The sequence below is a fragment of the Sulfitobacter albidus genome, from assembly GCF_018200035.1.
GTDB lineage: Bacteria > Pseudomonadota > Alphaproteobacteria > Rhodobacterales > Rhodobacteraceae > Sulfitobacter > Sulfitobacter albidus.
Map to the genome: position 1 here is coordinate 947770 of NZ_CP073581.1, position 22411 is coordinate 970180.

Consider the following 22411-nt stretch of genomic DNA (forward strand, 5'->3'; position numbering starts at 1 on the left):
CGGGCAGGATCAATCGACCACACCCGCGTCCTGGCCCGCGCGATTGATCAGGTCGATCGCTTGCGGGTTGCCCGCAAACACCTCCAAGGCATTGGCATGGATGGCCTGTGCCTGTTGCCAGCGCCCCAGCACGCCCAGTGACGAGATCAGGCGCGCCCAATCGGTCGCGGGTCCGCCCTCTGTCGCGAGGCGGTTCGACAAGCCCTCGACCATGGATCCGATCATCTCCATCCGCTCCTGCGGGCTCATGTCCTGTGCGGCGGCGATGTCGTCCTCCGACGGGCCGGGCGCGCCTGAGCCTATCGACGGAATGGCGTAGCGCACGCCGGCCAGATCCGCCATCTCTTCGATCTGCGCGAGGATCGGCGGGATCCATGGCGCGTCCTCGGGGCCCTCGCGCAGAAGCGCATCCCAGATGCGGAACGCCTGATCCGGCCGCCCCGTCTGCGACAGCATCAGGCCGATGTAATAGCGCGCGGTGCCATTGCGGCGATCCTGTGCGAGGGCCGCGCGCAGGGGCATTTCTGCCTCGGGCGAGACATAGCCGCCGGCCGCCAGCACCTGAAGCTCGCCCAGCTCGGCCAGCTCGGTCGCGCTGACGTCCTCACCGCGCAGGGCCACCACCCGCAATTGCGCATCGCGCGCGGCGGCAAAATTGCCGATCCGCCGTTCCTGCTGCATCAGCAGCGTGTGGCCCTGCAGATCATTTGGACGCCCGGCCACGGTGCTGCGCAGCTGGTCAAGCAGACGGGCGTAGTCCTCGCCCAAATCCTCGGGCGGGGCAAAGGGGGGCAGGGAGCGTTCGGCGACCTCTTGGGCCGGGCGCGACGTGCGTACCTCTTCGGCAAAGGCGATACGGTCCGCGAGGGCCATGTCGCCATAGCCCGGCGCACCGAGGCGCAGATAGGCGCCCAGACTGCCAAGCACCCCGATCAGCACGACGACGACGGCAACGACCGCGGGCGCGCGTCCCGTGCGGATCTCTTCGCCGCGCGCGGCGCGGTCGGCGGCGATCAGGCGGCGGGCTATTTCGGCGTGCACACGTTCCGCATCCGCAGGCTCGATCACGCCGCGCGCAACGTCGCGGTCCACCTCATCCAGCTGCGCGCGGTAGACGGCCACATCGGAGGCCGCGCGCGTCGCACCCGGCGTGTCGCGACCGCGCAAGAGTGCGCGCAGCAGGATTGCGGCAACCAGCGCAGTGATGACGGCCACGGTGGCCCAGAACACGAACATGCCTGTCTCCCTCAACTGGATCTGATCTAGTCGCTTGCGTCGGCCTGCAAAAGGCCCAAAAGACCGGCCCGCGACGAATGGACACCGCCACAGGCTCCCCCCTTGCGGGGCATGTCGCAAAATTGATACGGAGTGCCGCGCGGAGTATCCTCTTTTCCGGCCACTCCCCCATGAAGAACCCAGCGCCGCCAGCCCGCGCCGAATCCACGCCAGCCAATCCCGGGGACGTCAGATGAGAAAATACTCTGCCTTTGCCATCGCACGCGAAGCGATGCGCCATCACACCGGCTGGACCCGCGCATGGCGCGATGCAGCGCCCAAGAAACGCTATGACGTGATTATCATTGGCGCCGGTGGCCACGGGCTTGCGACGGCCTACTACCTTGGCAAGAATTTCGGCATCACCAACGTCGCCATCCTTGAAAAAGGGTGGCTGGGCGGCGGCAATACCGGTCGTAACACCACCATCATCCGCTCGAACTACCTGCAGGACCCCTCGGCCGCGATCTACGAGAAATCCCGCAGCCTGTACGAGACGATGAGCCAGGATCTCAACTACAACGTCATGTTCTCCCCGCGCGGGGTCATCATGCTGGCGCAGACCGAACATGAGGTGCGCGGCTACAAGCGCACGGCCCACGCCAACGCGCTGCAGGGTGTGACGACCGAATTCATCGGCCCGCAAAAGGTCAAGGAGCTGTGTCCGATCATCAACCTCGACGGGCCGCGCTACCCGGTTCTGGGCGGGCTCTGGCAGGCGCGCGGCGGCACCGCGCGCCATGATGCGGTGGCCTGGGGCTACGCGCGCGCGTGCTCTGACATGGGCATGGACGTGATCCAGCGCTGCGAAGTCACCGGTATCACGCGCGACGGGGGCAAGGTCACGGGGGTGAGCACCAACCGTGGCGACATCGGCTGTGACAAGCTCGGGATCGTAGTGGCGGGTCACTCCGGGCACCTGGCGGATATGGCGGGCTTCCGTCTGCCCATCGAATCCGTGGCGCTTCAGGCGCTGGTGTCAGAGCCGATCAAACCCTGCATGGATGTGGTCGTGATGGCCAACACCGTGCACGGCTACATGAGCCAGTCCGACAAGGGCGAGATGGTCATTGGCGGCGGCACGGACGGCTATAACAACTACACCCAGCGCGGATCGTTTCACCACATCGAGGAAACCGTGCGCGCGCTGGTCGAGACCTTCCCGATGGTGTCGCGCCTCAAAATGCTGCGCCAGTGGGGCGGTATCGTGGACGTGACCGGCGACCGCTCCCCGATCCTCAGCAAAACGCCGGTGGAGGGTGTCTTCATCAACTGCGGCTGGGGCACCGGCGGGTTCAAGGCGATCCCCGGCTCCGGCTGGGCCATGGCAGAGCTGATGGCCAAGGGCTATTCGCCGCTCACCGACGCCTTCGGGCTGGAACGGTTTACCGAAGGCCGCTTCATCGACGAGAGCGTGGCGGCGGGGGTGGCGCACTGATGCGGTTTGAAATCACATCTTGCACGCGGAACAACTTTGACGGCTCGGGGGTTTCATCAGCAAACGCGCCCAGTCAAAAAAGGATTTCTGCATGGCCGACGAACAAAAACCCGTTGTCGAACGTCACACGACCACAACCACCACGACAAACGGCGGTGGAGGGCTTGCCTTTATCGTCGGCATCCTCGTCGTTGTTGTCGCGGGTCTGGCGTATTTTGTCTTTAGCGGTGCATCCGGCGGCGGTGACAGTGCCGACGGCGGATCCGGCAACGTCAGCGTCACGGTCGAAGGTGGCGGTGACGCCGTCGAAAGCGCGGGCGACGCTGTCGAGAGCGCCGGCGATGCCGTCGAAGGTGCGGCGGACGCTGTCGAAGGCGCTGCCGAAACCGAGTAATATCACTCTCCACTATGACAGAACGCAGGTCGGCGCCCTCCGGGGCGTCGGCCTTGTCGTGTTTGCGAGCATGAAAGGCGCGGCACCATGCTGATCGTTACCTGCCCCAACTGCGGCGTGACCGCCGAGGAAACCGAATTCCACGCCCATGGCGAGGCACATATCACGCGCCACACGGTCGGCGCCTCAGATGACCAGATGGAAGAATATCTGTTCATGCGCAAAAACCCCAAAGGGGTGCATTTTGAACGCTGGCGGCACCAATACGGCTGCGGGAAGTGGTTCCATATGGCGCGCGATACCATGACGCTTGAGGTGTTCGGCACCTACAGCGCGCAGACCTACGGACCCCCGAGGATCTGCTGACCCACATCGACAACCGCCGCCCCGGCTGGCGCGACAGCGCCGAGGAGTCCCGGACATGAGCACGCGTCTTGCCACCGGTGGTCGTCTGATCGACACCGCCAAACAGGTGAAATTCCGCTTCAACGGCAAACACATGACCGGGTTCGAGGGCGACACGCTCGCCTCCGCGCTGCTGGCCAATGATCAGGTCATGGTGGGCCGGTCCTTCAAATACCACCGCCCGCGCGGCATCGTGGCGGCAGGCCCGGAGGAGCCCAACGCGCTGATGAACCTCGGGCGCGAGGGCCAGTTCGAGCCCAACGCCCGCGCCACCACGACCGAGCTGTTTGACGGTCTGCGCGCCGAGAGCCAGAACCACTGGCCCAGCCTCGAATTCGACGTGGGCGCGATCAACAAGCATCTCAGCCGGTTTTTGCCCGCGGGCTTTTACTACAAGATGTTCATCCACCCACGGCCCTTGTGGAAGCACGTGTATGAGCCGTTTATCCGCCAGTCGGCGGGCCTTGGCCGCGCGCCCAAGGCACGGGATGTCGACACCTACGAGCATTTCTACAGCTTTTGCGATGCGCTGATCATCGGCGGCGGTGTTGCGGGGCTTGAGGCCGCGCGGGGCCTCGCACTTACCGGCGCGCGCGTGATGCTGATCGAGCAGACGGCCCATTGGGGCGGACGCGCGCCCGTGGACGGCGGTGAGATCGACGGCAAGCCCGCGCAGGACTGGATCGACGCCACCGTGGCCGAGCTGGAGGGGATGGAGAACGTCACCCTGCGCACGCGCACCATGGGCGCGGGCGTCTATGATCACGGCTACGTGCTGGGCTACGAGCGGCTGACCGATCACGCGCCCGAGGCGGACGGGCCGCGCCAGCGCCTGTGGCGCATCCGGGCGGGGCACATCATCACCGCGACGGGGGCGATTGAAAGGCCGTTGAGCTTTGCGGGCAATGACGTGCCGGGCGTGATGCTGGCCGCCGCCGTCCGCGATTACGTGGTCAACTACGGCGTCTCGGTCGGGGACCGCACGGTGGTCGTGACCAACAACGACGACGCCTATCTCACGGCGATTGCGCTGAAACACGCGGGGCTCGACGTGCCCGCGATCCTCGATGCGCGGGTGCTGGCCGAAGACAGCCCGCTGATGACACAGGCCAAGGCGCTCGGCGTGCGGGTGCTGATGGGCCACGCGGTGGCCTCTGTGAAGGGCACCAAACGGGTGACCGGCGTCGCCGTGTGCAGCCAGGCGGGCGAGGGCGCCGTGATCGAAGAGATCGCCTGCGACGCGGTCGCCATGTCGGGCGGCTGGTCGCCGGTGGTCCATCTGTGGTCGCATTGCGGTGGCAAGCTGGTTTGGGACGAGGCGCAGGCGTGCTTCTCGCCGGACGTGAACCGCCCGCCCACCGGCGCGGACGGGATGCAGTTCGTCTCCACCGCCGGGGCGGCCTCGGGGATGTTCGCGCTGGATGATGTGCTGGGCGATGCCTTTGCCGCCGCCGATGGCGTGTCGCGCTGTCTGGGGCGCAAGCTGCCGAAAACCGCCCGCGCCAGCCAGGGCGAACGGGTGGAAGAGGCCGCGATGGCGCCGGTCTGGCTGATGCCGCAGGGCGCCAGCGTCAAGCTGCGCGAAAAGGCGTGGCTGGATTATCAGAACGACGTCAAAGTATCCGACGTGCGGCTGGCCGCGCAGGAGGGCTTTGTCTCGGTCGAGCATGCCAAGCGCTATACCACGCTGGGCATGGCAACGGATCAGGGGAAGCTGAGCAATATCAATGGTCTCGCGACACTTGCTCATGCATTGGGTGAGCAGATCCCGAGCGTGGGCACGACCACCTTCCGCCCGCCGTACCACCCCATCTCGATGGCCGCGATCGCCGGGGAGGCGCGCGGCGACGTGTTCCAACCGATCCGCCGCACGCCCATGCACGCATGGCACGAGGCCAACGGCGCAGAGTTCGAACCCGTAGGCGCGTGGCGCCGCCCCTACGCCTACAAACGCAGCGGCGAGAGCATCCATCAGGCGGTCATGCGCGAGACAAAGAACGTGCGTGAAAACATGGGCTTGCTCGACGCGTCGACACTGGGCAAACTGGTGGTGAAGGGGCCGGACGCGGGCAAATTCCTCGACATGCTCTACACCAATATGATGAGCACGCTGAAGCCCGGCAAATGTCGCTATGGTCTCATGTGCAACGACAATGGCTTCCTGATCGACGACGGGGTTGTGGCGCGCATCGACGACGATACCTTCCTATGTCACACCACCACCGGCGGGGCCGACAGCATCCACGCCCATATGGAGGAATGGCTGCAGACCGAATGGTGGGACATGAAGGTCTATGTGGCCAATGTGACCGAGCAATTCGCGCAGATCGCCGTGGTTGGGCCCAATGCCCGCAAGGCGCTGGAGAAGCTCGGCGGCATGGATGTGAGCGCAGAGGCACTCGGCTTCATGGAGTGGGCGGATGGCGAGATCGGCGGCTTCAAGGTCCGCGTCTACCGCATTAGTTTTTCTGGGGAATTGTCCTACGAGATCGCGGTGGATGCCGGGCAGGGGCAGGCATTCTGGGACGCGCTGATGACGGTCGGCAACGATCTGGGCGTGATGCCCTACGGCACCGAAGCGTTGCACATCCTGCGCGCCGAGAAGGGCTTTATCATGATCGGGGATGAAACCGACGGAACGGTGATCCCGCAGGATCTGGGCCTGCACTGGGCCCTGTCTAAAAGGAAGGAAGACTACCTCGGCAAGCGCGCACAGCAGCGCAGCCACATGGCCGATCCCGACCGTTGGAAGCTGGTCGGTCTGGAAACCGAGGATGGATCGACCCTGCCGGACGGTGCTTATGCCGTGGGCGAGGGCACCAACGCCAACGGCCAGCGCAACGTCATCGGGCGCGTGACGTCGAGCTATCATTCCCCCAACCTTGACCGGGGGATCGCCATGGGTCTGGTGTTGCACGGGCCCGACCGAATGGGCGAGACGCTGGAATTCCCCGGCACCGATGGCAAAACCTACCGCGCACGGATCGTTGATCCGGTGTTCTATGACAAGCAAGGGGCAAAGCAGAATGTCTGATCCGGTTACCCCCATGAACGGTGCCGTCTACACCCATGGAATCGCAAAGATTTCCGAAGTTATCCCCACGGGGATGATTACACTGCGCGGCGCGCTTGCGGACAAGGGCTTTGCCAAGGCCCTGCGCGCCGCCACGGGTCTGGACGTACCCGGGACGCGCGAAATCCTGCACGACGGCGATCTCTCGCTTGCGTGGATGTCATCGGATGAGCTGTTGTTGATCTGCCCACATATGCAAGCGCTCGACCGGACGCAGCAGCTTGCCGATGAGCTTCGGGATTTCCACGCGCTGGCGGTCAATGTTTCGGATGCACGCGCCCTGTTCGAGGTCAGCGGTCCGCACGCGCGGGAGGTTCTGGCCAAGCTTGCGCCCGTGGATCTTGCCCCCGGCCAGTTCGGCCCCGGCGACATGCGCCGCACGCGGCTTGCGCAGGCTGCGGCGGCGCTCTGGATGCCTGCACCGGATGTATTTCGCATCATCTGTTTCCGCTCGGTCGCGCAGTATACGTTTGATGTGCTCAAGGTCGCGGCGCAGCCCGGCTCGCAAGTCGGTGTCTTTCACGGCTAACCGATTGACGCGGCTGGCGCGTTCGCGCAAATTGGCTCCTCAACCGAGGAAATAAACCATGCCGATCAAAAACTTGCTTGCCGCCGCCTCCCTGATCACCGTTCTGGCCACATCCGTGGCCGCAAAGGGCACGTTCTACGATTGCGACATGAATGTGGATGTCCCCAATGGATGGGTGTCGCCCAAGATCGGGATTGTCGTGGATGAGGCTGGCAAGGCGACAGTTCTCGACAATATCATCCTCACACTGCTGGAAAAGCCACTTCAGGTGCGCGCCCGTGCCCGGGGCGACAGTCTGCGGTTGAGCTGGCAGATTGCCGGTGCCATCGATTCAGCTGGGCAGCGCGTCCCGACGTTCTCCTACCAGGCGTGGCTCGACACGAAAAACCTCGGACTGTCTGTGGTGGCCAAGCCCGTAGGGTTTCCGCAGCGGTTCTCGGGCAAGGGGCGCTGCCAGATCCGCAAGAACTTCAACGGTTTTCCGCGCAGCTGACGCCTGCTGGCACAAGAAGTCAGCCCGCGCCCCTTGACGCCGCGCCCGCCCGCGCTTCATTTGCATGAACCGGAACTTAATGCAGGAGGCCCGACCCATGGCTTTTCAACTCCCCGATCTTCCCTACGCCCACGACGCCCTCGCCGCAAAGGGCATGAGCGCGGAGACGCTCGAATACCACCACGACAAGCACCACAATGCCTATGTCGTCAACGGCAACAAGGCGATCGAAGGAACCGAGTGGGAGGGCAAATCCCTCGAAGAAATCATCAAGGGCACTTACGACGCGAACGCCGTTGCCCAGTCCGGTATCTTCAACAACATCAGCCAGTTGTGGAACCACAATCAGTTCTGGGAAATGATGGGGCCGAACAGCTCTGCCATGCCCGGCGAGCTCGAAAAGGCCATCGTGGAAAGCTTTGGCTCCGTCGACAAGTTCAAGGATGATTTCAAGGCTGCAGGCGCGGGTCAGTTCGGCTCGGGCTGGGCGTGGCTGGTCAAGGATACTGACGGCGCACTGAAAGTCACCAAGACCGAAAATGGCGTGAATCCCGTCTGCTTTGGCCAGACTGCCCTGTTGGGCTGCGATGTGTGGGAGCATTCCTACTACATCGATTTCCGCAACGCGCGTCCCGACTACCTGTCGAACTTCCTCGACAATCTGGTGAACTGGGAAAACGTCGCCTCGCGCATGTGATTGGACCGGTGCTCTCCCAGCCACCGACGCGCCCCGCTGATGCGGGACGCTTGGTGAACTGGGAGAACGTCGCCTCGAGCATGTGATTGGACCCGTGCGCTCCCAGCCACCTAGGCGCGCGGGCCGTCTGGGGAGCCGACAAGATATAGCTTCCAGGATGTGAGGCTCGGAGTCTGGGTATGCCCCCGCCGGTGAAGGTGGGGGCGTTTTCATTTTCCGCCGAACGTATCTTCCAAAAGAGCAAGGGCGTGGGCGGAGTCGGTGGCCCAGTGCACAAAGCCCAACAGGCTCTCATCGGCAAATCCGCGCGCGACCACGCTGTCGAGCAATGCGCGCAACGGATCCCAGTAGCCGTCGGTGTTTACAATCACCACGGGCTTTGCGTGCAGACCCAGCTGACGCCATGTCAGCGCTTCGAAAAATTCATCGAGGGAGCCCGCCCCCCGGGCAGCATCACGACGGCATCGCAGTTCATGAACATCACCTTTTTGCGCTCATGCATGGTTTCGGTCACGATGTAGCGGGTCAGATCGGTCTTGCCGACTTCCCAGTCAACGAGGTGCTGGGGGATGACGCCAAAAGTGTCCCCACCGCCTACCTGCGCCGCGTTTGCGACGGCACCCATCAATCCGACATCGCCCGCACCGTAGACCAATCGCCAGCCGCGGGCGGCGATGCCGGCACCCAGATCTGTCGCAGTTTGGCCGAATACAGGTCGGTCGCCCGTGCGGGAGCCGCAAAAAACGCAGACGGACTTGGTCAACATGGCAAAAACCTCTCGAATAACGGAAAAACTATCGGTCGGCAGACAGACGGTTTTGACCGCAGATAGCCCGCCGGCTACAAGGTCTCAACGCGCGTGCGCGATTTTGGCCTTGGGGATGGTCCGATGAGTAAGATTTTGGCAGGTTTGGGCGGCAACGCCGGTCTGGTAGCGGCCGGTGGCGTTCTGGTGCTGGCCGTTGGTGTCGGCGCCTACCTGAGCTTTGGCGGCCAGCCCCAACCCGGTGCGGGGACGGCAACGCCTGCCACAGCCACCGCGCCGCAGGTTGCGGCAGCGCCCGCAGTGTCGATAGCGCCGCCCGCGCAAAGTGAGGCCGCCACGCCCGTCCCCGTTGCGGAGCCGACCGCGCCCACCTTCGACGAGCTGCGCCGCGAAACCGATGGGAGCACCGTGATTGCGGGCCGCGCCGCACCGCTGAGCGAGGTCAAGATCCTCGTTGATGGTGTCGAAGTCGCAAAAACAACTGCAGACAGCGGTGGTGGGTTTGCGGCCTTTGCAGCGCTCCCGGCGGCAGATGCGCCGCAGGTCGTCACCCTTTCCGCCCGTGAGGGGGAAACGGATGTCCGCTCGGACGATCAGATCATCCTTGCTCCCGTGGCGCCGCGCGATCCCGTCGCGCTGAGCGAGACAGCCCCCGAAGCGCCCGCGCCGGCGCCGACCACCGCGCAGCCCGAAGCCGTCGCAGAGGTTGAGCCGACGGGGGACACGCCTCCGCAGGACGTGCGCGCCGAGCCGGATACACCCAAGGCGGCCGCGCCGGACGACAGCTCCGCGGAACCGGCCCCGACCGTGACCGCAGCGGTCGATGACGCGCAGGCGCCGCAGACATCCGCGCCCGTTGCCGTGCTCAAATCCGACGCGGACGGCGTGCGCCTGTTGCAGGCTGCGCGACCGGAGGCAATGACCAGTGTCGCGCTCGACACCATCGGCTATAGCGCGGTGGGCGACGTGCAACTGGCCGGCCGGGCGCAGGACAGCGCGGCGGAGGTCCGCATCTACCTGGACAACCGCGCCGTTGTCAGCCTGCCAGTCGACACGCAGGGTCGTTGGCAGGGTGATCTGCCGAATGTGGACGAAGGCGTTTATACCCTGCGCGTCGACGAGGTGAGCGCGGGCGGCGATGTCTCCAGCCGGGTCGAGACACCGTTCAAACGCGAAGCCGCCGACGTTCTGGCCGAAGCGGCGGCGCAATCCGACCGCCCGATTGCAGAGATCACGGTGCAGCAGGGTGCCACGCTTTGGGCGATTGCGCGCGACCGTTACGGCGACGGCACACTTTACGTGCGGGTGTTCGAGGCCAATGCAAAGTCGATCCGCGATCCCGATCTGATCTATCCCGGTCAGGTTTTCGATCTGCCCGAGGACTGAGGGCAATAAACCGCGTCGCCTGACTGGCGGTCGGGGGCCCCGAGGGCTATGTCGTGTAGCAACGAGAACAGGAAGCTACATGGCCACCGATACAGCCGCCGACACGACGACCGAAGATCCCTCCCAGACGCCACAGGTTGATGCGGACGCGGCAGAGCGGCAGTCCGCCCTGCGTGTGCTGCGCAAGGTAGCGCCCTACCTGTGGCCCGCCGACAAGCCGTGGGTGCGCCGCCGTGTGGTCTGGGCCATGGTGGCGCTGCTGATGTCCAAGGTGGTGGCGACGATCATGCCGCTGTTCTACCGCGATGCCACGAACGTCCTGGCGGGCGAGGGCACGCCGATGATCGCCGTGGGCGCCATCGGCCTCACAATCGCCTACGGCATGGCGCGCGCGATGAACGTAGGCTTTCAACAGCTGCGCGACGTGATCTTTACCCGTGTGGCGCAGCGTGCGCTGCGCACGCTGGCGCTCGAGACGTTCCAGCATATCCACCGCCTTTCGATGCGCTATCACATCACCCGCAAGACTGGCGGGCTGAGCCGCATTATCGAGCGGGGTGTGAAGGGGGTCGAGTTCCTCCTGCGCTTCTTGCTGTTCAACATCGGACCCCTGATCCTAGAGCTGCTGATGATCGGCGCGATGCTCGCCTATCTCTTCGATGTCAGCTACTTGCTGGTCGTGGCCGTCACCATCGCCATCTACATCTGGTTCACCTTCAAGGTCACCGAATGGCGCGTGAAACTGCGTCGCCAGATGAACGATCAGGATACCGACGCCAACCAAAAGGCCGTCGACAGCCTGCTGAATTACGAGACGGTGAAATATTTTGGCGCAGAAGAGCGCGAGGCGGGCCGCTATGACACAGCCATGGAAGGTTATGAGGCGGCCGCGATCAAGACGAACTATTCGCTGGCCTTTCTGAACTTTGGGCAGTCGTTGATCATCACCACCGGGCTGGTGGCCGTGATGATCATGGCAGCGATTGGCGTGCAGAACGGCGATCTCACTGTCGGGGATTTTGTGCTGGTCAACGCCTATATGATCCAGATCACCGTGCCGCTGAACTTCCTTGGCACCGTCTACCGCGAGATCCGGCAGGCGCTGGTGGACATGGGCGAGATGTTTGACCTGCTCGAACAGCCGGCGGAGATTACTGACAAGCCGGACGCCCGCCCGCTGAAAGTGACGGGCGGCGAGGTGCAGCTGGAAAACGTGCATTTTGGCTACAATCCCGATCGCAAGATCCTCAAAGGGGTGAGCCTGACCGCCAAGCCGGGGGAGACGGTGGCGATCGTGGGCTCCACCGGGTCGGGCAAATCGACCATCGGGCGGCTGCTTTTTCGGTTCTACGATGTGGGGTCGGGCAGCTTGCGGATCGACGGGCAGGACGTGCGTGACGTGACGCAGACATCGCTACACCAACAGATCGGCGTGGTGCCGCAGGATACGGTGCTGTTCAACGACACGATCCGCTACAACATCGCCTACGGACGCGATGGCGCCACGCAGGAGGAGATCGAAGAGGCCGCGCGCGCCGCACAGATCCACGATTTCATCGAACGGCTGCCCGAAGGGTACGAGACCGCCGTGGGCGAGCGCGGACTGAAGCTGTCGGGTGGGGAAAAACAGCGCGTGGGCATCGCGCGCACCTTGCTCAAGGATCCGCCGATCCTGTTGCTGGACGAGGCGACATCGGCGCTGGATAGCGAGACCGAACATGAGATCCAGGACGCGCTGCGCCGCGCGGGGCAGGGGCGCACTGTGCTGACCATCGCGCACCGGCTGTCGACCGTGGCGGAGGCGGATCAGATTATTGTGCTGGAGCAGGGCGAGGTGATGGAGCGCGGCACACACGACGAATTGCTGGAGGCCAACGGACGCTATGCCCAGCTCTGGCAGCGCCAGCAATCCGAGGAATGAGCCGCAAGGTCTATCCCCGCACCCCCGACGGCCGCTATTTTGTCAGCCGGTCGCGGCTGTGGCGCTGTACGGATCCGGCCTTGGAAGACAGCGAAAGGCGCACGGCGGTCAAGGCGCTGATGCAGGCCCGCCGCGCGGTCCAACTGGCGAAAGACGCGGACGAGACGGCAAAGGCCCGTACGGCAGTCGACGCGGCCAAGCGCAGATTGGGAGAACGCGGCCCGGTCTGGTGGGACGACGGGGCGCCCGATGAGGGTGGCAAACACCCGAAGAATTCAAGCTATGCCGATTGGTGGGACGCTCTGGGTCAAGAGGATCGCGACGCCGCCACCAGAAAGAAGCCGTGACCCGTATGTCAAAGCCCCCCGGGGGCTTTGATGCGATGTTTCATTGGCGCGTGGGGCCGGCTGGTGTGCGTTTATCGCGCCGTCGAGAGGGTATTGCGCGATGCAAAATGCGTATTTTTGGCACAATGAAGCGGGCGTGTGGTCCTTACTCTTCTGCCGTTGCCTTTGTCGTGAGCTTGTCGAGGGCGCCCGTCATCATCGCGATGTAGTCGGCATCTGCGGGAAGGCCGTGGGTCTCTGCCAGCGCAGCGGGCGCATGGTAGACAACATGCACCACCCCTTCGCCATCGGCGTAGGCGAGCACGCGCAGCGGCAGGTCAAGACCGGCGGTTTGGTTTTCGATCATCGCCGGTGTCCCGAGCTTTGGGTTGCCGAAGATCAGGGTTTGCGTTGGGCGCAGCTCCATATCGACGTTCGCGGCCCCGGCGGCGTGATCGACGCGGGCGAAGACCGTGGCGCCTGCGCCTTCGACGGCGGCTTGCAGGCGGTCGATGGTCACGGTGACCGAATGGGGGCTGGTTTTTGCGATCATTTCGGCCTGCGCGATGGTCGCGGCGACTGTGAGGGCGGCGGCGGTTGTGAGGGCGCGGATCATAGTGGGGTCCTTCCTGTTGGGTCCCCGAAAGCTTAGTGCCCCGTCGCCGAAAGGCGAGGGGGCGTTGCTCACGTTGCGGTGAGGGGCATTATTCCGCTGGTGTGGTGCTGCGCGGGATGTCGAGGGCTTCGTCGGTCCAGATGACTTCGTGATTTGCGGCGCGGCGGGATTCGCGTTGCAGGGCCCAGTCGCGTGCGGCGCGGCTTGCCCGGCCCATGGACATGCGCGCCATGAGCCGTGCGATCCAGCGCAGGTAGGTCGTAGCCCAGACCCGGATCGCGAGCATCGAGGGCGTCACCATCAATGTCAGTACCGTCGCCACGCCAAGGCCGAACACCACGGCTGTGGCGAGCTGTTTCCACCACAGGGCTGTCGGGCTGTCGATGGTATAGCCGCCTTCGGCGAAATCGAGGCTGAGGCCGAACATCATCGGCGCGAGCCCCGCCATCGTCGTGATGGTGGTCAGCAGCACCGGGCGGATGCGCGCCTGAGCGGTGCGGATGATCGCTTCGATCCGGGGCATGTATTGGCTGAACTCCTGATAGGTGTCGATCAGGATGATGTTGTTGTTCACCACAATGCCCGCGAGGGCCACGATCCCCGTGCCGGTCATGATGATCGAGAAGGTCTGATCCATCACCAACATCCCGATCAGTACCCCTGTCGTGGACAGGATCACTGCCAGCAGCACGAGGATCGCGTTGTAAAAGCTGTTGAACTGCGCCAGCAGGATGATGAACATCAGTCCAAGCGCTGCGGTGAAGGCAGAGCTGAGGAAGGCCTGGCTTTCGGCCTGATCTTCCTGATCGCCGGTCCATTCATAACCGATGCCGTCGGCAAATTCCGCCGTTTCGACCCATTTGCTGATCTCGGCGATCCGTTCGTTGGCGTTGATCGGCACCGCGCGGATTTCCTGCGCGTCAAAGGCGGCTTGCAGGTCCATCCCCTCGGCGGCCTCGGTGCGGTCGGTCAGCTTGTAGCGCGCGCCGTCGGTGCCGGTGAAATCGGCATCCTGGCCCGCGGGGCGCAGGGTGGCGAGGGTGGGCATGGCCGCCAGTTCCGCACCGGGGGGCGGGGTTTCGACCAGTTTGACGAGACCGGGGGTCACATCGGCCTTCACGTCCATATAGCGTTTCTGGTCGATGCGGCTGATCTCGGCCAATTTGGGGACCGGGGTGCGGGTGATGAAATTCGACAGCGGGATCAGCCCGTCGGGCGTGCGTACTTTCAGCGAATCGAGGGTTGAGAGCACCCGATCCTGTTCTGGCAGGCGGACGCGGATGTCGATTTCCTCGTCCGAGGTGTCCACGCGCATGGTGTCCAGGAGGATGCCGCGCGTGACAAGTTGGACCATTGCCCCCACGGCCACCACATCGGCGCCGTATTGGCCGGCTTTTTCGACGTCGACGTCGATCTGCCAGTCGATGCCGGGCAGGGGGCGGGTGTCTTCGATCAGGGTGAGGCCGGGCACGGTTTCGAAATGGGCGCGTGCCTGTGCGACGGTGGCTACCAGATCGTCAAAGGAATTGCCGGTAAAGCGCAGGTGCACGGGCTTGGCCGAGGCCGGGCCCTGGCTGAGCGGTGTGATCTCGATCCTGATACCGGGCAGGGCGGAGAGTTGCTCGGTCAGCTCTGCCACCACGACATCGCCATCGAGTTCGGGCTGGCCTGCGCGGTCTTCCCAGCGGATGGTTTCGAACTGGACCTGGCCGATGGTGTCTTTTGGCGCCGTGCCGCCGCCGGTGTTATTGTCCAGACCGCCCTCACCGGCAAAGGCAAAGGCGGTGGAAACGCCGGGATGCGCGCGCACGATGTCCTCGGCGCCGCGCAGCAGCGTGTCCTTTTCGGACAACGACAGGTTGCCGCGCGCCAGCACGTAGACAATGGCCTGCTCGGGCTCGGTCTCGACGAAGAATTCGGTGCCGCGTGAATTATTCGAGAAGTGGATCAGCACGGATCCGACAAAGACGAACACAATGCCCGCCGTGACCAGCGGCATGACGGGATTGGCGGTCATCGCCTCGATCAGGTAGCCGAACCCGTTGCGGCGGTAGCCCGAGCGTACGCCCTCGCGGCTTTTGGGGGTGAGGCGGGCAAGAACCCAGCGGCCGCCGCGACCCAGCCGGGTCAGCAGGGCAAGTGCGGCAAGCGCGCAGACCACGGCCAGCGCCAGCACGATCCCGATCACGGCGGCGGTGGCGGCCAGCACGGCGAACACGAGGGCAAAGGTCGGCACCACGGATTCAAGGATCATGGTGCTGTCCATCTGCGCGAACTGCGCGGAGATGAAGCTGAACGGGAAGGGCGGCGCGCTGGGCTCTACCACCGCTTCGGTGGCGAGTGCGGGATCGACCGGGGGGGCGCCGATCAGGATCGTGATCAGCAGCATTGCAAGCGCGTAGATCAACCCGGCCCAGATCAGGACACCCGGAATCGCGAGCGGCAGGTGCAGGTACCACTTGAGATTGGCAAACCGCTCCATCATCGAGGTGATCCAGTTTTCCAGCCGCCCGGTCACGCCGCCCATAACGGGCAGGTAGATCAGCGCCACGACCAGTGAGGCCGACAGGACGAAAATCAGTGTCACGGGAAGCATCCCCATGAACTCCCCCGGCACACCGGGCCAGAAAAGCATCGGCAGGAATGCACAGAGTGTCGTCGCCGTGGAGGAGATGATCGGCCAGAACATACGCTTGGCCGCTTCGGTGTAGGCCTTCATCGGGCGCTCGCCCTGTTGCTGGCGCGCGTCGGCGTATTCCACCACCACGATCGCACCGTCCACCAGCATCCCCACGGCGAGGATCAGACCGAACATCACGATGTTCGAGATCGAGATCCCCATGAGCGCCAGAAGTGCAAAGCACAAAAGGAACGAGGTCGGGATCGCAAAACCCACCAGCAGGGCCGCCCGGATACCCAGTGCTGCCAGTACCACGATCATCACCAACGCCACCGCCGTCAGCACCGAGCCGACAAGCTGGTTGACCATGCTCTCGACCGACGGGCTTTGGTCGTTCGAGGTGCCGACCTCGACGGCGGTGCGCAGCTCTTCGGGCCAGTCGGCGCTCGCCTGTGCCACCGTTTGTTTGACCAGATTGGACGTGTCGATCAGGTTGAAACCCTTGCGCTTGACCACTTGCAACGCCACCGTCGCATCGCCATCAAAGCGCGCCGTGCCCAGACGATCCTCGAAGGTAAAGTTGATCTCGGCCAGATCGCCCAGGGTCACGACGCGGTCGCCATTTGTCTTGACCGGCAGGTTGTAGACGTCCTGCGGTTCGTCAAAGCTTGATGGGATCTTGACCGCGAAGGTGCCGTTGTCGCTTTCCACTTCGCCGGCGGCGATCAGCTGGTTGTTGTTCTGCACGACCGAGATCAGCTCGTTCGCGGTGACATTGTACGCTTCGAGCTTGAGCGGATCGATCAGCACCTCCAGCATCTCGTCGCGGTTGCCGGCGATCCCTGCCTCAAGCACGGCATCGAGCCCTTCAAGGTCTTCCTGAAGCTGTTTGGCGTAGCGGTTCATCGTGCGCTCCGGCACGGGGCCGGTGAGGTTCACGATGATGATCGGGAATTCCGAGAAGTTGATCTCGTTGATCGAATAGGTCTCGGCGCCGGTGGGAAAATCCGCCTCTGCCGTGCCCATGGCGTCGCGCACGTCGGCGATGATCTTGGTCTTGTCCCAGCCGAATTCAAACTCCAGCGCGAGGCCCGCGTAGTTTTCGGCGGCTGTGCCGGTCATCTTCTTGAGCCCGTCAAGATCGCTCAGCTCCGTCTCCATCGGCTTGAGCAACAGCGTTTCGGCATCGGTCGCCGAAATGCCGGGGAAGGGGACAGAGACAAAGAGCGCAGGGATTTCGATGTCCGGCTCGCCCTCTTTGGGCAGGGTCGAATAGGAATAGCCGCCGACGACAAGGCTCAGCAGAATGAACGCCAGCACCATGCGGGCGCGCGTGGCGGCCCAGTCGACGATTCCGGTCATTGGCTGACCTCCTGATAGGTCGGCGCGACGCGCACCCCGTCGATCACGTATTCCTGTCCCACGACGATCAGATTGGTGGTCTCGGGCAGGCCGGACACCCAGGTGCCGTCCGCCGTGTCGCGGATGATCGTCACCGGCTTGAAGCTGACGGTATCCTCATCCACCACCGTGCGCACGCCCAGTGTCCCTTCGGAATTGAGCGTCATGGCGCTTGGCGGGATCAGATGCGCCTGCGTGCTGTCCGACGCGATCAGGATCTCGGCGGTCTGCCCGTCGCGGATACGCAGGTCCGGGTTTGGCACTTCGATCTCGACCTCGAAGGTGCGGGTCTGCGGATCGGCGGAACGTGACAGGAAGGTCACGCGACCGCGCACATCGTCGCCGCCCGCGGCCAGACGGGCACCGGCCATGGCGCCGACCTCGACCCGGTTCACTTCCGTTTCGGGCACAAAGCCCACCAGTTTCACGGGATCAAGCTGGATGATCGTGCCGCACAGCGCGCCGGGTTGCAGCAGGCTGCCCAACTCGGCGGTATCGCTTTCCAGCTGCCCGGCAAAGGGCGCCTTGATCACCAGCCGGTCCAGCTCGGCCTCGGCGCTGGCGACGGCGGCCTCGGCGGCCTCGATGCCCGAGCGCGCGGCGCGCAGGCCCGATTGCGCTGAGCTGACGGCAGCCTCTGCGCTGGCGACGGCGGCATCGGCTCCGGCCAGACGCGTGGTGGAGGCGAAACCGTCGGCGTTCAGCCGCGATGACGCGTTCTGATTGATGCGGGCCTCTTCAAGCCGGGCGCGGGCCTCTTCCACGCGCGATTCGGCTTCGGGCACCCGCGATTGCGCTTCGGCCAGCTGCGCCTGCGCCTGTCTCAGCGCCGCGCGGCGGGTGCCTGCGTCCAGCTCGCACATGATCTCGCCTGCCTCGACCCGCGCGCCCTTGCGCAACGGCTCCGACACGACGACGGCGGAGGTTTCCGCGCGTACCTCGACCTGCCGCATCGCGGCGGTCTGGCCGCGCAGCACCACCGCGCTGTCGATACCCTCTGCCTCAAGCTTGCGCACGACGACCTTGACCAGATCGGGATCGGCGGCGGCGACGGGGGCCTGCTCGGCGATCACTTCTTCCTCGGGCTGGGCCGCCTGCGCGGGATCCACGCCAAAAAACGCCAAAAGCGCGGGGCGCTGGATCACGGTCATATACAAAAGCACGGCCATCGCCGCGGCAGCGAGGATTGAGAGAAAGCGCATGGATCGACCTCGTTCCATTCGGATAGGTTTGCAGGCGGATACGGCGCGGGGCGCCGGATGGATCAACCTGAGCACTATGTAGTATCATAAAACTAAACTGACCAGTTCAGAAGCAGGTTTTTTTGACCTGGGGTCATCCACACCCCTGTGGCGGGGGTCTTGGCTTGGCCCGCGGGTTTCGCTAACAGGGGCAAAAGACCGGATCACGAGAGGCTGCCGCATGAGCGATACCGATGGTTTCATCGACGAGGTGAACGACGAACTGCGGCGCGACCGGATGATGGGCACGCTGAAACGCTACGGCTGGATTGCGGTGGCAGTGGTGGTGCTGATCGTGGGCGGGGCTGCGTTTTCGGAATTCCGCAAGGCGCAGGCGCGGGCCGAGGCCGAGGCGCTGGGCGATGGCATCACCGCCGCATTGGCGACGGAGGATGCGGCGGCACAGCTTGCCACGCTTGAAGCTGACGATCCGACGGCACGCGCGGTACTCGACCTGTTGACCGCATCCGAACATCTGGCCGCCGAGGATCGCGCGGCGGCGGTCGAGACCCTGAATGCCGTGGCAGTGAACGGGGACGCACCGCAGATCTACCGCCAGATCGCGCAGTTCAAGGCGCTGACCCTTCAAGCCGACACACTGCCCGCCGACGCGCGTGCGCAGGGCTTCGAGGCGCTTGCGGCGGCCGGCGGCACCCTGCGGCTGCTCGCACAGGAACAGATTGCGCTGATCGCCATCGAAGAGGACGATACCGCCACGGCCATTGAGCGCTATCAGGCGCTCCTGACCGATGCGGAGGTGACACCGGACTTGCAACAGCGCGCGTTGCAGGTGATTGTGGCGCTGGGCGGGGAGCCTGATCTGGGCGGGGCGCCGACGCTTGACGATACGGCGCCGCTGGATACTGAATAAACCGCATAAATGCGGATGCACGAACGGCACAGGGGTGTGAACAGGCCATGACACAAATGATCCGCGCAGCGCGCCCGCGTGCCTTGACCCGCTGGACGCTTGGCGTCCTTGGCCTGACATTGATCGCCGCCTGCACCGAGCCCGACGTGATCCTTCCGGGCAAACGCGAGGGCGTGCGCGCGGTCTTGCAGGACGGCGGCGGCGTGCAGGAAAACGCGGCCGAGTTTGTCGAAAATACATCGCGTCCGATCTCGCTGCCCGCGCCACGCGTCAATGCCGCGTGGAGCCAGACGACAGGCTCCGACGCCAACCGCGTCCCGCACGCAGCACTCTCAAGCGCGCCGCGCCTTGCCTGGGCGGCCAATATCGGCGCAGGCGACAGCCGCAAATTCCGCATTACCGCCGATCCCGTGGTTGCCGATGGCCGCGTCTTTACCCTCGACGCGCAATCCATCGTGACGGCGACGGGCACCTCCGGACAAACGCTCTGGCAGGTCGATGTGCGCCCCGCCCGCGATCAGGAGGGCGATGCCTCGGGCGGTGGTCTGGTGGTGGCGGGCGACACGGTCTACGTCTCCGTCGGTTTCGGTGAACTCTCGGCGCTGGATGCGTCGACGGGTGCCGTGCGCTGGCGCCAGCAGTTGGACGCAAGCGGGTCAGGCACGCCGACGGTTTCGGGCGATCTGGTCTATGTCACGGCCGGCGACAGCACCGGCTGGGCGGTCAACCGCCGCGACGGCAAGGTTGCGTGGCAGATCTTCGGCTCCGAGGCGACAAAGAACGTGCTGGGCGCACCCGCGCCCGCGTTGACCGACGATTTGGCGATCTTTGCCTTCGGGTCGGGCGAGGTGCAGGCGGTCTTTCGCCGGGGTGGGTTGAACCGGTGGGATGCGTCGGTGCTGGGCAAACGCCCGGGGCGCGCGCTGGCGAATGTCTCCGACGTGACGTCGGCGCCGGTGGTCTCGGGTGATCGTGTCTATGTGGGAAACCAGTCCGGGCGCATCGCGGCGCTCTCGCTGGGGTCGGGTGCGCGGCTGTGGTCGGCACGTGACGGGGCCATTGGTCCGGTCTGGCCGGTGGGCGGCAGTGTCTTTGCGCTGAGCGATCTCAATGAACTGGTCCGCCTCGATGCCGATACGGGGGCCAAGATCTGGGGCGTGCCGCTCCCGAATTTCACCGAACGCAAACCGCGCAAGCAAAGCCGCGTCGTGCCGCACCATGGCCCCATCCTTGCGGGGGGCGGATCATCGTGGCGTCGGGCGATGGGGTGTTGCGCAGTTTTGATCCGCGCGACGGGCGCCTTGTCGGGTCGGTCGAAATTCCGGGTGGTGCCACCACGGCGCCGATCGTGGCGGGGCAGACGCTGTACGTTGTGTCCGCCAACGGACAATTGCTCGCCTACCGCTGACCCTTTCGCCCGCCGGGCGATTGCGCTATGGCGCGTGTTCAGCACTGACGGAGCACGCAGATGTCGTTCACCCTCGCCCTTGTGGGGCGCCCGAATGTCGGGAAATCCACCCTGTTCAATCGCCTTGTGGGCAAACGCCTGGCCTTGGTCGACGACCAACCAGGCGTGACGCGCGATCTGCGCGAAGGGGCGGCGCGTCTGGGCGATCTGCGGTTTACCGTGATTGATACGGCCGGGCTGGAGGAAGTCACCGACGACAGCCTTCAGGGCCGCATGCGCCGCCTGACCGAACGCGCCGTCGACATGGCGGATGTCTGTCTGTTCATGGTGGACGCGCGGGTGGGCGTCACGCCGTCCGATCTGGTATTCGCCGACATCCTGCGCAAACGCGCCAAGACGGTAATCCTGGCCGCCAACAAGGCGGAGGGCCACGCGGGCGAGGCCGGCGCGCTGGAGGCCTATTCGCTGGGTCTGGGCGAGCCGCTGCGCTTGTCGGCAGAGCACGGCGAGGGCATATCAGAGCTTTATTCCGCGCTGATGCCGCTGGCGGATGGGTTTGCCGAGCGCGCGCAGGATGATACGCCCGAAACGGATGTGGATATCGACGAGGACGATGAGGACATCGTGCCCGTGCCGACCCGCGCCAAACCCCTGCAGGTGGCGGTTGTGGGGCGGCCCAACGCCGGTAAATCCACGCTTATCAACCAGATCCTCAAGGAAGACCGCCTGCTGACCGGGCCCGAGGCCGGGATCACCCGCGACGCGATCTCATTGACGACCGACTGGGTCGGGCCCGAGGGCGACGCGGTGCCGATGCGCATCTTTGACACCGCCGGCATGCGTAAAAAGGCCAAGGTGCAGGAAAAGCTGGAAAAACTCTCGGTCAGTGACGGGCTGCGGGCGGTGAAATTCGCCGAAGTCGTGGTTGTGTTGCTGGATGCCGAAATCCCGTTCGAGCAGCAGGATCTGCGCATCGCTGATCTGGCCGAACGCGAGGGCCGCGCGGTCGTCGTTGCGGTCAATAAATGGGACATCGAAGAGAACCGGCAAGAAAAGCTCAAGGAACTCAAGGAAAGCTTCGAGCGGTTGCTGCCGCAACTGCGCGGCGCGCCGCTGATCACCGTGTCGGCCAAGACGGGGCGTGGCCTTGACCGGCTGCACAGCGCGATCATGCGCGCCTATGAGGTGTGGAACCGCCGTGTCACCACCGCGCAGCTCAACCGCTGGCTGTCGGGCATGATGGAGGCGCATCCGCCCCCCGCGCCGCAGGGCAAGCGGATCAAGCTGCGCTACATGACCCAGGCCAAAACACGCCCGCCGGGGTTTGTGGTGATGTGCAGCCACCCCGACAAGGTGCCCGAAAGCTACAGCCGCTATCTGGTGAACGGGCTGCGTCTGGATTTCGACATGCCCGGCGCACCCATCCGCCTGTGGATGCGCGGCCAGAACGATGCCAACCCCTACAAGGGGCGCAAGAAGGCCGCGCCGTCAAAGCTGCGCAAACACACCGACGGGCGGCGCAAGGACTGATGCCGGGCGCCACAAAGTCTC

Annotated in this window: 16 protein-coding genes and 2 pseudogenes; 13 read left to right on the forward strand and 5 right to left on the reverse strand. The window is 64.7% G+C overall.

The window, feature by feature from the left end; translation table 11 throughout:
* Positions 1-9: 9 nt before the first annotated feature.
* Complete coding sequence (gene ccmI, locus KDD17_RS04455; protein WP_212705468.1) at positions 10-1236, reverse strand: c-type cytochrome biogenesis protein CcmI; 1227 nt, start codon at positions 1234-1236, stop codon at positions 10-12.
* A 232-nt stretch (positions 1237-1468) separates the two neighbouring features.
* On the opposite strand from ccmI, the gene KDD17_RS04460 reads away from it, so the two are divergent.
* The 7 genes and pseudogenes from KDD17_RS04460 to KDD17_RS04490 all read left to right on the forward strand — a co-directional run bounded on the left by KDD17_RS04460 (position 1469) and on the right by KDD17_RS04490 (position 8304).
* Complete coding sequence (locus tag KDD17_RS04460) at positions 1469-2713, forward strand: sarcosine oxidase subunit beta family protein (protein ID WP_212705469.1); 1245 nt, start codon at positions 1469-1471, stop codon at positions 2711-2713.
* Between the two features lie 91 nt (positions 2714-2804).
* Positions 2805-3107, forward strand: a complete 303-nt coding sequence (locus tag KDD17_RS04465) for a hypothetical protein (protein ID WP_212705470.1) — start codon at positions 2805-2807, stop codon at positions 3105-3107.
* An 87-nt stretch (positions 3108-3194) separates the two neighbouring features.
* Positions 3195-3532, forward strand: a pseudogene (locus KDD17_RS04470) (sarcosine oxidase subunit delta).
* Positions 3529-6546 carry a sarcosine oxidase subunit alpha family protein gene (locus tag KDD17_RS04475; protein WP_212705472.1) on the forward strand — a complete coding sequence of 1006 codons (3018 nt, stop codon included), beginning with the start codon at positions 3529-3531 and terminating at the stop codon, positions 6544-6546. The pseudogene KDD17_RS04470 and the gene KDD17_RS04475 overlap by 4 nt, the downstream one beginning before the upstream one ends.
* Positions 6539-7114, forward strand: a complete 576-nt coding sequence (locus KDD17_RS04480; protein WP_212705473.1) for a sarcosine oxidase subunit gamma — start codon at positions 6539-6541, stop codon at positions 7112-7114. Before KDD17_RS04475 ends, KDD17_RS04480 begins: the two co-directional genes overlap by 8 nt.
* 58 nt (positions 7115-7172) lie before the next feature.
* Positions 7173-7607 carry a hypothetical protein gene (locus tag KDD17_RS04485; RefSeq protein WP_212705474.1) on the forward strand — a complete coding sequence of 145 codons (435 nt, stop codon included), beginning with the start codon at positions 7173-7175 and terminating at the stop codon, positions 7605-7607.
* A gap of 97 nt (positions 7608-7704) precedes the next feature.
* Positions 7705-8304: a superoxide dismutase gene (locus tag KDD17_RS04490; RefSeq protein WP_212705475.1), complete on the forward strand. Its 600-nt coding sequence runs from the start codon at positions 7705-7707 to the stop codon at positions 8302-8304.
* 209 nt (positions 8305-8513) lie between these two features.
* Here KDD17_RS04490 and KDD17_RS04495 read toward each other — a convergent pair.
* Positions 8514-9070 (reverse strand): annotated as a pseudogene (locus tag KDD17_RS04495) (LOG family protein).
* Between the two features lie 123 nt (positions 9071-9193).
* Here KDD17_RS04495 and KDD17_RS04500 point away from each other — a divergent pair.
* From KDD17_RS04500 to KDD17_RS04510, 3 genes are all read left to right on the forward strand, one after another.
* A complete protein-coding gene (locus tag KDD17_RS04500; RefSeq protein ID WP_212705476.1) occupies positions 9194-10456 on the forward strand; it encodes a LysM peptidoglycan-binding domain-containing protein in 1263 nt (420 codons plus the stop codon).
* A gap of 79 nt (positions 10457-10535) precedes the next feature.
* Positions 10536-12377, forward strand: a complete 1842-nt coding sequence (locus KDD17_RS04505; RefSeq protein WP_212705477.1) for an ABCB family ABC transporter ATP-binding protein/permease — start codon at positions 10536-10538, stop codon at positions 12375-12377.
* A complete protein-coding gene (locus KDD17_RS04510; RefSeq protein ID WP_212705478.1) occupies positions 12374-12724 on the forward strand; it encodes a hypothetical protein in 351 nt (116 codons plus the stop codon). The genes KDD17_RS04505 and KDD17_RS04510 overlap by 4 nt, the downstream gene beginning before the upstream one ends.
* Positions 12725-12869: 145 nt before the next feature.
* Here the strand turns inward: KDD17_RS04510 and KDD17_RS04515 are convergent, their stop codons facing one another.
* The 3 genes from KDD17_RS04515 to KDD17_RS04525 all read right to left on the reverse strand — a co-directional run bounded on the left by KDD17_RS04515 (position 12870) and on the right by KDD17_RS04525 (position 18542).
* A complete protein-coding gene (locus KDD17_RS04515) occupies positions 12870-13319 on the reverse strand; it encodes a DUF302 domain-containing protein (RefSeq protein ID WP_212705479.1) in 450 nt (149 codons plus the stop codon).
* A gap of 88 nt (positions 13320-13407) precedes the next feature.
* Positions 13408-17301 (reverse strand): efflux RND transporter permease subunit, encoded by a 3894-nt coding sequence (locus tag KDD17_RS04520; protein ID WP_212705480.1) that lies wholly within the window; start codon positions 17299-17301, stop codon positions 13408-13410.
* Positions 17298-18542, reverse strand: coding sequence for an efflux RND transporter periplasmic adaptor subunit (locus KDD17_RS04525; protein WP_212705481.1), 1245 nt, complete (start codon positions 18540-18542; stop codon positions 17298-17300). The genes KDD17_RS04520 and KDD17_RS04525 overlap by 4 nt, the downstream gene beginning before the upstream one ends.
* Positions 18543-18762: 220 nt before the next feature.
* Here KDD17_RS04525 and KDD17_RS04530 point away from each other — a divergent pair, with 220 nt between their 5' ends.
* From KDD17_RS04530 to der, 3 genes are read left to right on the forward strand one after another with little or no spacing between them, the layout of a single operon-like run.
* A complete protein-coding gene (locus KDD17_RS04530) occupies positions 18763-19452 on the forward strand; it encodes a hypothetical protein (RefSeq protein ID WP_212705482.1) in 690 nt (229 codons plus the stop codon).
* 47 nt (positions 19453-19499) lie between these two features.
* A complete protein-coding gene (locus KDD17_RS04535; RefSeq protein WP_431358139.1) occupies positions 19500-21029 on the forward strand; it encodes a PQQ-binding-like beta-propeller repeat protein in 1530 nt (509 codons plus the stop codon).
* Complete coding sequence (gene der, locus KDD17_RS04540) at positions 20921-22390, forward strand: ribosome biogenesis GTPase Der (protein WP_212705483.1); 1470 nt, start codon at positions 20921-20923, stop codon at positions 22388-22390. The genes KDD17_RS04535 and der overlap by 109 nt, the downstream gene beginning before the upstream one ends.
* Positions 22391-22411: the final 21 nt, after the last annotated feature.